General features: G+C 70.6%; 11 protein-coding genes. 6 read left to right on the top strand and 5 right to left on the bottom strand.

The window, feature by feature from the left end:
* Window positions 1-610: 610 nt before the first annotated feature.
* From gap to F9C11_RS35830, 5 genes are all read left to right on the top strand, one after another.
* Window positions 611-1,612 (top strand): type I glyceraldehyde-3-phosphate dehydrogenase, encoded by a 1,002-nt coding sequence (gene gap / locus F9C11_RS35850; protein ID WP_409181794.1) that lies wholly within the window; start codon window positions 611-613, stop codon window positions 1,610-1,612.
* 5 nt (window positions 1,613-1,617) lie between these two features.
* Complete coding sequence (locus F9C11_RS35845) at window positions 1,618-2,832, top strand: phosphoglycerate kinase (RefSeq protein ID WP_409181793.1); 1,215 nt, start codon at window positions 1,618-1,620, stop codon at window positions 2,830-2,832.
* A complete protein-coding gene (tpiA, locus tag F9C11_RS35840; RefSeq protein ID WP_409181792.1) occupies window positions 2,833-3,618 on the top strand; it encodes a triose-phosphate isomerase in 786 nt (261 codons plus the stop codon).
* Window positions 3,619-3,755: 137 nt separating this feature from the next.
* The gene (gene secG / locus F9C11_RS35835; RefSeq protein ID WP_033292761.1) at window positions 3,756-3,986 is read left to right on the top strand and encodes a preprotein translocase subunit SecG; all 231 of its coding nucleotides are present in this window, start codon (window positions 3,756-3,758) and stop codon (window positions 3,984-3,986) included.
* A 76-nt stretch (window positions 3,987-4,062) separates the two neighbouring features.
* Window positions 4,063-4,407 (top strand): RNA polymerase-binding protein RbpA, encoded by a 345-nt coding sequence (locus tag F9C11_RS35830; RefSeq protein WP_009075886.1) that lies wholly within the window; start codon window positions 4,063-4,065, stop codon window positions 4,405-4,407.
* Between the two features lie 695 nt (window positions 4,408-5,102).
* On the opposite strand, the gene F9C11_RS35825 is transcribed toward F9C11_RS35830, so the two are convergent.
* On the bottom strand, window positions 5,103-6,305 hold the full coding sequence (locus tag F9C11_RS35825) for a sensor histidine kinase (RefSeq protein ID WP_409181791.1): 1,203 nt from the start codon (window positions 6,303-6,305) through the stop codon (window positions 5,103-5,105).
* A 523-nt stretch (window positions 6,306-6,828) separates the two neighbouring features.
* Between F9C11_RS35825 and F9C11_RS35820 the strand changes: the two genes are divergently transcribed.
* Complete coding sequence (locus F9C11_RS35820) at window positions 6,829-7,482, top strand: GntR family transcriptional regulator (protein ID WP_409187044.1); 654 nt, start codon at window positions 6,829-6,831, stop codon at window positions 7,480-7,482.
* Window positions 7,483-7,660: 178 nt separating this feature from the next.
* On the opposite strand, the gene pgl is transcribed toward F9C11_RS35820, so the two are convergent.
* The 4 genes from pgl to F9C11_RS35800 form a co-directional block, all read right to left on the bottom strand.
* Window positions 7,661-8,434 carry a 6-phosphogluconolactonase gene (gene pgl / locus F9C11_RS35815; protein WP_409181790.1) on the bottom strand — a complete coding sequence of 258 codons (774 nt, stop codon included), beginning with the start codon at window positions 8,432-8,434 and terminating at the stop codon, window positions 7,661-7,663.
* Complete coding sequence (opcA, locus tag F9C11_RS35810; RefSeq protein WP_409181789.1) at window positions 8,431-9,483, bottom strand: glucose-6-phosphate dehydrogenase assembly protein OpcA; 1,053 nt, start codon at window positions 9,481-9,483, stop codon at window positions 8,431-8,433. The genes pgl and opcA overlap by 4 nt, the downstream gene beginning before the upstream one ends.
* 70 nt (window positions 9,484-9,553) lie before the next feature.
* Window positions 9,554-11,083 carry a glucose-6-phosphate dehydrogenase gene (zwf, locus tag F9C11_RS35805; protein WP_409181788.1) on the bottom strand — a complete coding sequence of 510 codons (1,530 nt, stop codon included), beginning with the start codon at window positions 11,081-11,083 and terminating at the stop codon, window positions 9,554-9,556.
* On the bottom strand, window positions 11,080-12,699 hold the full coding sequence (locus F9C11_RS35800) for a glucose-6-phosphate isomerase (RefSeq protein ID WP_409181787.1): 1,620 nt from the start codon (window positions 12,697-12,699) through the stop codon (window positions 11,080-11,082). Before F9C11_RS35800 ends, zwf begins: the two co-directional genes overlap by 4 nt.
* Between the last annotated feature and the right edge of the window lies 1 nt (window position 12,700).

Genomic DNA, 12,700 nt, shown 5'->3' with positions numbered 1-12,700 from the left:
GGTGCTGCCCGTCGAGCGGCGCTGCTCGCTGAGCGGCGGTGCCCGTCGAGGGGTGCTGCCTGCCGAGGGGTGGTGTCTGCCGGGCGGTGCTGCCCGCCGAGCCGTGCTGCCCGCCGAGCGGTGGTGTCTGCCGGGCGGTGCTGCCCGTCGAGCGGCGCTGCTCGCTGAGCGGTGGTGTCTGCCGGGCGGTGCCGCCCGCCGAGCCGTGCCGCCCGCCGAGCCGTGCCGCCGCCAGCCCCCGCCGTCTCCGCCTCGCCCGGCGAAACCGCCTCGCCCGGCGAAACCGTCCCGACAGCGTGAACCGGGGCACCAAGACCGATCAAGCCACTGGTCCGCTCCCGCCGCCCGGCCCCGGGGGAGCGGTCGCCCCGTTTCCGGTCCTCACCCGGCTGAGCTGGGTTCTTAATCGATTCTTGACGTCTCCCGGCAGTGGTGGAAGTCTCGTCAGGGCAGTCCGGGGCAACGGGGCCCGCACGCTAGGGTTGCACCGATTCCGGAAGTCGCAGAGGTCTTCCGGGGCGGGCGCCCCGGGGAACTTCCGCAGTGACCAACTTCAGCGGTCGGCGGCCGGCGCGCCGTCGCCGTGATCAACACCAGAGGAGTGGCAGCAGTGACCGTTCGCGTAGGTGTCAACGGCTTCGGCCGGATCGGCCGCAACTTCTTCCGTGCCGTGAAGGCGAGCGGTCACGACATCGAGGTCGTCGCGTTCAACGACCTCGGCGACGTCGCCACCATGGCCCACCTGCTCAAGTACGACTCGATCCTCGGCCGCTTCCCGGGCGAGGTCAGCGTCAGCGACGAAGGCATCGTCGTCGACGGCAAGACCATCAAGGCCCTCGCCGAGCGCGACCCGGCGAACCTGCCCTGGGGCGACCTCGGCGTGGACGTCGTCGTCGAGTCGACCGGCTTCTTCACCAACGCCGACGCCGCCAAGGCGCACATCGCCGGCGGCGCGAAGAAGGTCATCATCTCCGCGCCGGCCAAGGGCGAGGACCTGACCGTCGTCCTCGGCGTCAACGACGACAAGTACGACGGCTCGCAGACGATCATCTCGAACGCGTCCTGCACCACCAACTGCCTCGGCCCGCTGGCCAAGGTCCTCAACGACGCCTTCGGCATCGAGCAGGGCCTGATGACCACCATCCACGCCTACACGCAGGACCAGAACCTGCAGGACGGCCCGCACAAGGACCTGCGCCGCGCCCGCGCCGCCGCCCTCAACGTCGTCCCGGCCTCCACCGGCGCGGCCAAGGCGATCGGCCTCGTGCTGCCGGAGCTGCTCGGCAAGCTGGACGGCTACGCGCTGCGCGTCCCGGTCCCGACCGGCTCGGCCACCGACCTCACCGTCACCCTCAAGAAGTCGGCCACCGTCGACGAGATCAACGAGGCGTACAAGGCCGCCGCCGACGGCCCGCTGGCCGGCATCCTGCGCTACTCGGTCGACCCGATCGTGTCCTCGGACATCGTCACCGACCCGGCGTCCTGCATCTACGACTCGCCGCTCACCAAGGTGATCGGCAACCAGGTCAAGGTCGTCGGCTGGTACGACAACGAGTGGGGCTACTCCAACCGCCTCGCCGACCTGATCAAGCTCGTCGGCTCGAAGCTCTGAACCAGATGAGCGTCAAGAACCTCGACGACCTGCTGGGCGAGGGCGTTCAAGGCCGCTACGTGCTGGTGCGCAGCGACCTGAACGTCCCGCTCGACGGGTCGGCCATCACCGACGACGGCCGGGTCCGGGCCGCGCTGCCGACGATCAAGAAGCTCGCCGACGCGGGCGCGAAGGTCGTCGTCGCCGCGCACCTCGGCCGCCCCAAGGGCGAGCCGGACCCGAAGTTCACGCTCGCGCCGGTCGCCCAGCGGCTGGGCGAACTGCTCGGCTCCGAGGTCCCGCTGGCGGGCGACCTCGTCGGCGAGTCGGCGAAGACGCTGGTGGCCGGACTGGCCGACGGCAAGGTCGCCCTGCTGGAGAACGTGCGTTTCGACGCGCGCGAGACCAGCAAGGACGCCGTCGACCGGTCCGAGCTGGCCGCTGAGCTGGCCGCCTTGGTGCCGGGCGGGGCGTTCGTCTCCGACGGCTTCGGCGTCGTGCACCGCAAGCAGGCCTCGGTCTACGAGATCGCCTCGGTGCTCCCGGCGTACGCGGGCGGACTCGTGCTGGCCGAGCTGGACGTGCTGAAGAAGCTGACCGACGACGTCAAGCGCCCGTACGTGGTCGCGCTCGGCGGCTCGAAGGTGTCCGACAAGCTCGGCGTCATCGCGAACCTGCTCACCAAGGTCGACCGGCTGCTCATCGGCGGCGGCATGGCGTACACGTTCCTCAAGGCCAAGGGCTACGAGGTCGGCGCGTCGCTGCTGCAGGAAGACCAGCTGGACCAGGTCAAGGGCTTCCTCGCCGAGGCGGAGAAGCGCGGCGTCGAACTGGTGCTGCCGGTCGACGTGCTCGCCGCCGAGGGCTTCGCCGCCGACGCGGCGCACGAGGCCGTCGACGTCACCGCCATCCCGGCCGACCGCATGGGCCTCGACATCGGCCCGCGCAGCGCCGAGCTGTTCGCGCGGAAGCTCGCCGACGCGGCGACCGTCTTCTGGAACGGCCCGATGGGCGTCTTCGAATTCGAGGCGTTCGCCGGCGGCACCCGCGCGGTGGCCGAGGCGCTGGTGAAGAGCGACGCGTTCACCGTCGTCGGCGGCGGCGATTCGGCCGCCGCGGTGCGGCAGCTGGGCCTTCCCGAGGACGGCTTCTCGCACATCTCCACCGGCGGCGGCGCCTCGCTCGAGTACCTGGAAGGCAAGGAGCTGCCCGGCGTGGCGGCGCTGGAGGGGAAGAACTAAGTGGCACGCAAGCCCCTGGTGGCAGGCAACTGGAAGATGAACCTCAACCACCTCGAGGCCATCGCCCTGGTGCAGAAGATCGCCTTCGCGCTGCCGGAGAAGTACTACGCGAAGGTGGACGTGGCCGTGCTGCCGCCGTTCACCGACATCCGCAGCGTGCAGACCCTGGTCGACGCCGACAAGCTCTCGCTCACCTACGGTGCGCAGGACCTGTCGCCGCACGACTCGGGCGCCTACACCGGCGACATCTCCGGCCCGATGCTGGCGAAGCTGGGCTGCAGCTTCGTCACCGTCGGCCACTCGGAGCGGCGCGCGCTCCACGGCGAGACCGACGAGCTGGTCAACAAGAAGGTCAAGGCCGCGCTCAAGCACGGCATCACGCCGATCCTGTGCGTGGGCGAGGAACTCGAGATCCGCGAGGCGGGCGAGCACCTCGAGCACACCCGCAACCAGCTCGTCGAGGGCCTCAAGGGGCTCAAGGCCGAGCAGGTGCAGGCCGTGGTGATCGCGTACGAGCCGGTGTGGGCCATCGGTACCGGCAAGGTCGCGACCGCCGCCGACGCCGAAGAGGTCTGCAAATCCCTGCGCGGGACGCTCTCGGAGAAGTACGGCGACGAGGTCGCCACCTCGGTCCGGGTGCTCTACGGCGGTTCGGTGAAGTCCGGGAACGTCTCCGAACTGGTGGCCGCGGACAACATCGACGGGGCGCTGGTCGGCGGCGCGAGCCTCGACGGCGAGGAGTTCACCAAGCTCTGCGCGCTCGCCGCCGGTGGCCCGCTGCCCTGATCGTGAGCACTACCGGGTAGCCTGTGTGTTCGGTCCGTCACTAGAGCAGTGGACGAGTCCAGGGGTACGGTGAAGATCCGCACACCGCGTGCGGTCCGGCCGTACCCCTGCATGCTCCGACAAGCACAGAGGATGACATGAAGCTGTTCCTGCAAATCCTGTTGATCGCCTCCAGCGTGCTGCTGGTGGTGGCCGTGCTGCTGCACCGCGGCCGGGGCGGCGGCCTGTCGTCGCTGTTCGGCGGGGGGATGCAGTCGAGTCTCGCGGGATCCAGCGTCGCCGAGAAGAACCTCGACCGGATCACGCTGCTACTCGGGGCCATCTGGCTGATCAGCATCGTGGGTCTCGGCCTCCTGCTCAAGGTCTGACCGGGTCCCCGGAAGGGGACTTGCGATCGGCGTGCCTATTGGGGGGCGCGCCGCCGATTCCAACGGGTGAGGATTCATGGTTGGCGGTAACGCGATTCGCGGCACCCGCGTGGGTGCCGGTCCTTCGGGCGAATCGGAGCGGGGTGAATCGGCGCCACGGCGCCGGGTGTCGTATTGGTGCGCGAACGGGCACGAGGCTCGCCCGTCGTTCGCGATGGACGCGGAAATCCCCGACGAATGGGACTGCCCGCGCTGCGGGCTCCCGGGCGGTCAGGACGAGCAGAATCCGCCCGCCGCGCCTCGTACCGAGCCGTACAAGACGCATCTGGCATACGTGAAGGAACGCCGCAGCGACGCCGACGGCGAGGCCATCCTCGCTGAAGCGCTCGAGCGCCTCCGCCAGCGCCGCGAATTGATCTGAGGCACGGTTTTTCTCCGGGACCACCGGCTTCCCGCCCGCGAGGGCGAGGGCCGGTGGTTTTTTAGTTCCCGGGGCCGGTTCCGGGCGGGGATCGGGTGGTCTGGACCTGGGGGAGGGAGGCAGGTCCAGACCACTGTTGAGGGGTGCGGTTCGGCAGGGCGGCTCGGAAGGCGAGTGCGCGGCTTTGTTCGGCACTGCGGCGCTGTCCGGCAGACCACGGGGCCGCAGGACACAGCGCGAGGGTGGCTCGGCTCGGCAGGGCGTGGATGGCGCGACTCGAGAGCGTGGGCGGTTCGGCTCGGCGCGAGTTAGGGCGGTTCGGCGGGCGGGGAGACCGGGAGAGTGCGGCGCGTGGGTGGCTTGGCGCGTGGGCGGCAGTCCGGCACGGTGCAGGGCTAGGGCGGTTCGGCAGAGCGGCGATCGGTTCTGTTCGAGCGGCTCACGGGCACCCAAACAGGTGGTTCGGACCTTTGGCGGCTGACCGGGCGGCTGTCTGGACGTGTGGCCGGGGGAGAGCGGCGTTGTGTCTCGTGAGTGCGGATCCCGGTTAGAACCGGGATCCGCACTCACGAGACCCCGGCGGGGACCGTCGTGGTGGGGCAGTCCTGGCGTGGGGCGGGCCGCGGCGTCTGGGCCGGCGCTCATCCGCACCCCAGCCCCGGACGAGCACCGGCCGGTCCAGACCAATCCCAAGCTCAGCGGTCCAGCGGATACCGCGCCCGCACCCGGAATCCGCCGTCTTCCGTTCCTGACGTTTCGAAGCTTCCGCCCAGCAGGCGGGCTCGTTCGGCCAGTCCGGTGAGTCCGTGGCCGCCTGAGGGGAAGGCTTCTCCGGTGCGGCAGGCGCGGGCGTTTTCGACCTCGATGTCCAGTGCGCCGCTCGCCGCGTGGATGCGGATCGTCGCCGTTGCGCCGGGGGCGTGTTTGTGGACGTTCGTCAGGCATTCCTGCACCGTCCGGTACGCCGCTGCCGAGACCTGGCTCGGCAGGGTGTCCGGGAGCTGCTCGACGGTCAGCTGCACCGGGACGTCCGAGGTGCGGATCAGGTGGTCCAGTTCTCCTATCCCGGGCCGCGGGCCGTCGTCTCCCGAACCCGAGCGCAGCACGCTCACCAGCGAGCGCAGTTCCTCGAGCGTCCGCGTCGACAGCTGGCGGATGACCTGCGCCGTCTCCAGCGCCGGGCCTTCCTTCGCCTGCGCCTGCAGCGCGCCGGCCTGCATGGCGATCAGCGTGATCTGGTGCGACACCACGTCGTGCATCTCGCGGGCCAGCCGGGCGCGTTCCTCGGCTCGCACCGCGTCGGCGTGGAAGCGGCGTTCGCGGTCGCGGCTCTTCGCCAGTTCGCGCAGTTTCGCCGAGATCTCCGCGCGCGCCCCGATCAGCAGGCCGATCGTGATCGGCATCCCGGCCACCAGCACGCCGTAAATGCCGTCGAGGACGTGTTCGCGCCAGCTCAGCTCGGCGAACTCCTGCAGCGGCCACCGCACGAACCGGCAGGTGAACACCAATCCCGCGCCGACCCAGGTCTGCCAGTGCAGCTGCCGCCGCGTCGCGAGCATGCCCAGGTTGAGCATCGACGCGAGCTGTGCCCATCCGGCGAAGAATCCCGGTGCCGCGGCGAGCACCGCGAGGAACGGGAAGCGCCGGCGCACCACGACCGCGAGGCACGCGGCGGCCGACAGGTAGAGCGAATAAGGCTGTGCTTTCGGCGGCACGACGAGCCAGACGTCGAGCACCGCCAGCAGCACGACCACCGCTTCGACGGCGATGGTCGCGACGAGGGGTTTCCGGAACACGGCGAATGCCCCGGTCAGACTGGCGCGCCTGGCTCGCCGGGCGGCTCCGGCGGCGGAGCTGCTCATCGAGATGCCAGGAATCGAGAGTCCCTCAGTGCTCATCGCGGCGACCCCATTCGTCTTGTGGACTTAGTGATGAGATGCTCCGGCCACCCGATCGGGACGCGCGGCGGTGAACAAATGTGCGGATGCTAACGGGAACGTGTGTGTTGGCAGTAAGTTTCACCCAGAGTGGTTCTAGTGGTGTTGTAATCTCCACGACTGCTCCAACAGGATGAACGAAGCGCGGTCGACATCACCATGTGTCGATCACATCACCTTATGTTCACCATACGGCGGTTCCCACATACTGGTGAGCCGCTTTTTGGCCCAGTGTCAGTTGCTCCGTTTGCCGCCTGGTCGAGGCCGGATCGAGACCCCACGAACAGGGGTGGGATCACCCGTGCGGGTGGGTGGAAGGTGTCGCTGCGCAGTCGGACGTCGCCGCGTGGCGGCCGCGTCGGAGACCGGGACGGCGGGGCTGCTCGGCGGAGCCGGTTCCTCTCGTCGGAAGCGGTATCTCATCGACGAGAACGCTGATCATCGATGATGTGGCGGATCGTCCTATCCTGGGCGCATGAAGCAGATGCTGTCCGAGCAGGTCTACGACCAGGTCCGCGACGCGATCATGCGCGGCGAGGTCGAGCCGGGGCAGGCGCTGAAACCGCAGGAGCTGGCGGCGCGGTACGAGGTGAGCCTCGCCGTGGTGCGCGAGGCGCTGGTCCGGTTGGTCGGGGAGGGGCTGGCGGAACGGCTGACGAACCGCGGGTTCGCCGTGCCCGCGCTCGCCGACCGGCGGTGGCAGGAGATCATCGAGGCGCGCCAGACGGTCGAGCCCGCGATGCTGCGGCTGTCGGTCGCGCGCGGAGATCTGGAGTGGGAAACGCGGGTGCGCGCGGCGGGGCACCGGCTCGCCCGGACGCCGATGTATGTGCCGGACGAAGGCAGCTACTACTCCGCGGCGTGGGCGGAAGCGCACCGCTTGTTCCACCGCACGCTGCTCGACGGCTGCGGGAACGCGGTTCTGTTGGAGAATTTCGACCGGATGTGGACGGCGAGCGAGCTGGCCCGGCGGTGGACGGTGCACCCGGCGTACCGGCTGCCGGTGGCGGACGTGCTGGCCCAGCACGAGGCGCTGGAGCGGGCGGCGCTGAGCCGGGATCCGGACGAGGCGGCCGGGCTGCTGATGAACCACTTGGCGGCGACGGCGGCGGTGTTGAGCGGTGCGGGGGAGTCGTGAGTGGCGTTCCCGGTTAGAACCGGGAACGCCACTCACGACCCCCGAGCCGCCCCACGGAATAACTGCGGCCGCTGGCGAACAAGTTGCGGCGACTGCGCCGGGTACCCGCAAAACCCCTTGCCCCACAACGAAAAGGCTCCCCGCGAAAACCCGCGAGGAGCCTTTCCGGCAAACCGTCCTACTCGGCAGGCGGCTGATACACCTTCGTCAGCTTCCCGGCCGCCTCGCGGTCCAGCAGCCACAGCGTCCGCCGGTAACCGCGGGCTCCCGACACCGGGATCTGCGTTTCCGGCGCACCGGCCAGTGCCTGCGCGACGGCGTCCGCCTTGGCGGTGCCCGCCGTCATCAGCCAGACCTCCCGGGCGCGGCGGATGGCGGGCAGCGTCAGCGACACGCGCGTCGGCGGGGGTTTCGGGCAGTCGCGGACCGGCACCACCGAGCGCTTCGTTTCGCGCACCTCCGCGGTTTCCGGGAACAGCGACGCCGTGTGGCCCTCGCCGCCGAGACCCAGCAGCATGATGTCGAACTCCGGCACGTCCGCGCCGGGGCCCGCCGCGTCGGCCAGGACCTTCGCGTAGGCCTCGGCGGCCGCGTCGACGTCGTCGCCGAATTCGCCGTCCGACGGGGCCATCGCGTGCACCCGCTCGGGAGCCAGCGGCACGTGGTCGAGCAGGGCTTCGCGCGCGCCCTTCTCGTTGCGCTCGTCCGAATCCGCCGGGACGAAACGCTCGTCGCCCCAGTAGACGTCCAGCCGCGACCAGTCGATCGCGTCCCGCGCGCTCGACTCCCGCAGTTCGCGCAGCACGGCGATCCCGGTGCCGCCGCCGGTGAGCACCACCGACGCCGCGCCGCGGGCCGCCTGCACGTCGACGATCCGGGTCACCAGCCGGGCCGCGGCGGCTGCGGCCAGCAGGTCCGGGTTTTCGTAGACGACGACCTCGGTCCGGCTCATGAGCTGCTCTTTTCCGCGGTCTTGCGGGCCGCCTTCGGCTTGGCGGCGGCAGGCTTCGCCGCGGCAGGCTTGGCGGAAGCGGCGGCGGAAGCCTTCGCCGGAGCCTTGGCCGCGGCGGGCTTCGACCCGTTGGACGCGGCGATCTTGTGCAGCCCGTGCAGCGCGGCCTCGTAGATCTCGTCCGGGTCGAGCCGCCGCAGTTCCTCCACGAGGCACTCCGGATTGCTGCGCCGCTGCAACGCGATCCGCCGCGTCGGCTGGCCCGGCTGGGTCAGCGTGCCGACCCGCCCGTCCGGCCGCGTCAGCTCCACCGCGCCCGACTTCCGCTCCAGCTTCACCGAGATGATGCCCTGCGCGCTCGAGCTCTTGACCCGGTGCACCGGGGCCTTGAGGTACTCGGCGAGCCAGCCGGCGAGCAGTTCGGTGGACGGCGAATCGGCCTCGCCGGTCACCGTCGCGCTCGTGATCTTCTCGTACGGCGGCAGGTCCAGCGCCGACACCAGCTGCGCCCGCCAGCGGGTCAGCCGGGTCCACGCCAGGTCGGTGTCACCCTCCACATAGGACTTCGCGCGCGTGGTGAGAGCCCTTATCGGGTTCTTCTCCGCGGCGGAGTCGGTGATCCGGCGCTGCGCCAGCTGGCCCAGCGGGTCCTCCGCGGGAGCCTTCGGGCCGACGCCCGGCCACCAGGTGACGATCGGCGCGTCCGGCAGCAGCAGCGGCACCACCGCGCTCTGCCCCTGCGCGGCCAGCGGGCCGTACAGCCGCAGCACGATGACCTCGCTCGCCCCGGCGTCGCCGCCGACGCGGATCTGGCCGTCTATCCGCGGCGCGGCCGTGCGCGCGCCCTTCGCCACGACGATCACCCGCGACGGGTGCTCGCGGCTCGCGTCGTTCGCGGCCTCGATGGCGTCCTCGAGCTTGGCGTCGTCGTCCGCGACGATCACCAGCGTCAGCACCCGGCCGAGCGCGACCTGGCCGCCCTGCTCGCGGATCTCCACCAGTTTCTTGTTCAGCGCCGACGTCGTGGTCGACGGCAAGTCGATGATCAAGGCCGCCTCCAGTGTTTTTGCGGGATACCCGCACCCAGTCGGCGCCCGCGGTCCGCTTCGCGATTGTGCCTCACGGCCGCCTCCAGTGCCTGCCGGTACGTTCCATCATCTCGTCCGCCGACTTCGGACCCCAGCTGCCCGGCGGGTACTGCTCCGGAGCGGTGCCGAGCTTGGCCCAGTGCGAGAGCACCGGGTCGAGGATTTCCCACGACAGCTCGACTTCCTCGTTCACCGGGAACAGCGACGGCTCGCCCAGCAGCACGTCCAGGATCAGCCGCTCGTAGGCCTCCGGCGACGATTCGGTGAACGCGTGGCCGTAGCCGAAGTCCATCGTGACGTCGCGGACCTCCATCGTGGTCCCCGGCACCTTCGACCCGAACCGCAGCGTGATGCCCTCGTCCGGCTGCACGCGGATGACCAGCGCGTTCTGCCCCAGCTCCTCGGTGGAGGTGGAATCGAACGGCAGGTGCGGCGCGCGCTTGAACACGACCGCGATCTCGGTGACGCGGCGGCCGAGCCGCTTGCCGGTGCGCAGGTAGAACGGCACGCCCGCCCAGCGGCGGTTCTGCACCTCCAGCGTCACCGCGGCGTACGTCTCGGTCTTCGAGTCCTTCGCGAACCCGGCTTCCTGCAGCAGCCCCGGCACCTTCGTGCCGCCCTGCCAGCCGCCCGCGTACTGTCCGCGCGCGGTGGTCTCGTCCAGCGGCAGCATCGGCTTGGTCGCGGCCAGCACCTTGGCCTTCTCCGAGCGCAGCGCCTTCGGCTCGAACGACAGCGGCTCGTCCATCGCGGTGAAGGCGAGCAGCTGCAGCAGGTGGTTCTGGATGACGTCGCGCGCGGCGCCGATCCCGTCGTAGTACCCCGCGCGGCCGCCGAGGCCGATGTCCTCGGCCATGGTGATCTGCACGTGGTCGATGAAGTTCGCGTTCCAGATCGGCTCGAACAGCTGGTTCGCGAAGCGCAGCGCCAGGATGTTCTGCACCGTCTCCTTGCCGAGGTAGTGGTCGATGCGGAACACCGACTCCTCGGGGAAGACGTCGTTCACGATCGCGTTGAGCTCCTTGGCGCTCTTCAGATCGTGCCCGAACGGCTTCTCGATGACCACGCGCCGCCAGGTGTTCTCGTCGGCCTGCGCGAGGCCCGAACGCGCCAGCTGCTTGGTCACCACCGGGAACGCGCCCGGCGGGATCGACAGGTAGAACGCGGTGTTGCCGCCGGTGCCGCGCTCCTCGTCCAGTTCGCGCACGGTCTTCGCGAGCCGGTCGAAGGCCTCGTCGTCGTCGAAAGTGCCCTGGACGAACCGGATTCCTTCGGCGAGCCGGTTCCACACCGACTCCTTGAACGGCGTCCGCGCGTGCTCGCGCACCGAATCGTGCACCAGCTCGCCGAAGTCCTGGTGTTCCCAGTCCCGGCGGGCGAAGCCGACCAGCGAGAACCCGGCGGGCAGCAGCCCGCGGTGCGCGAGGTCGTAGATGGCCGGCATGAGCTTCTTGCGCGCCAGGTCGCCGGTGACGCCGAAGATCACCAGGCTCGACGGCCCGGCGATCCGCGGCAGCCGCTTGTCGCGGGGGTCCCGCAGCGGGTTGCGCCAGGTGGTCACTGGGCGGCCTCCTGCACTGCCCGCACGAGCTCGGCGAGCCCGGCGGCGCGGTCGGTCAGGTGCAGCCGCAGCACCGGGCGCCCGTGCTCGGCGAGCACCTGGCCGTCGCCGAGCGCCTGCGCGTGCTGGAGCTGCCCCAGCGTGTACGGGCGGTCCGGCACCGGCAGGTCTTCGCCGACCGCGCCGGTGATCTGCAGGAAGCTGCCGTTCTGGTGGCCGCCCTTGTGGTACTGCCCGGTGGAGTGCAGGAACCGCGGGCCCCAGCCGAACGTGGTCTGCACGCCGGTCCGCTTGGCGATTTCCGCGCGCAGCAAGGAAGTCGACGCGTCGTCCAGCCGGTCGAGGTAGGCCTGCACGGCGATATAACCGCCGTCGGCCACCGAGCCGAAGAACGCGCGCAGCACGTCGGCGAGCTTGCCGTCGGTCGAAACTCCTTCGCTGCCAAAGACTTCGACCGCACCGTCCACAGTGGCCGGTGCCTCGCTGCCCTTGAGCTTCTCCGGGTCGTCCAGCAGCGCGCGCGCCGCCTTCTTGGCCGCCTCGACGTCCGGCTGGTCGAACGGGTTGATGCCGATCAGCCGTCCGACGAGCGCGGTCGCGAACTCCCACACCAGGAACTGCGCGCCGAGCGGGCCGGTCACCGAGATCTGCGCCGCGCCCGCCGGGGCGCCGATCGCGACCGCGGTCGCGTCCTTGCCGTGGTCGGCGAACCCGGGCGCTTCCGGGCTCTCGACGGCCACCGGCAGCAAGCCGGTGCCGAGCTTGCCGGTGGACTCGGCGATCAGCTGCTCCGCCCAGTCCGGGAAACCCTTGATCCCGGAACCGGTGTCGGCCAGCACGACCTTCTCCGCGCCCGCCTCGTGCGCGGCCGCCCAAGCCGCCGCCAGCTGCACGGCCGGGTTCTCGGGCGCGTCCTCGGCGAGCGTTTCCGCCACCGAGGCGGCCTGGTCGAGCAGGCGCGCGACGTCCGCGCCCGCGAGACCGGCCGGCACGAGGCCGAACGCGGTCAGCGCGGAGTAGCGGCCGCCGACGTGCGGGTCGGCCAGGAAGGTCTTGCGGTAGCCCTCTTTCTCCGCCAGTTCGGAGAACGGGGAGCCGGGATCGGTCACGACGACGATGCGCCGCGCGGCGTCGATCCCGGCGTCCGCGAACGCCTTCGCGAAGATCCGGCGGTGGCTGTCGGTCTCCACGGTGCCGCCGGACTTCGACGACACCACGATGACCGTGCGCTCGAGGTCGCCCGCGAGCGCGTCTGCCACCTGGCCGGGGTCGGTCGTGTCGAGCACCGTGAGCGGGACGCCGGCGGTGGCGGTGATGACCTCCGGCGCGAGCGACGAGCCGCCCATGCCGGCGAGCACCACGCGGTCCACGCCTTCGCTGCGCAGTTCCGCGCGCAGCGACTCGATTTCCCCGATCAACGGACGCGACGACTTGTGCAACGTCGTCCAGGACAATCGGATCGACGCTTCGGACTCGGCGTCCGGACCCCACAGCGTGGGGTCCTGGGCGGCGAGCTTGGCAGCGGCGCCGTCGGCGGCCAGCCGCTGCGCCAGCGGCGCTGCCTTTTCTGCCAGTTCGGCGTCGACGATCACGACGCCGGTTTCGTCCCCGCTCATG

Source organism: Amycolatopsis sp. VS8301801F10 (assembly GCF_046195355.1).
Classification (GTDB): domain Bacteria; phylum Actinomycetota; class Actinomycetes; order Mycobacteriales; family Pseudonocardiaceae; genus Amycolatopsis.
This window is presented reverse-complemented; position numbering and strand designations above follow the sequence as displayed.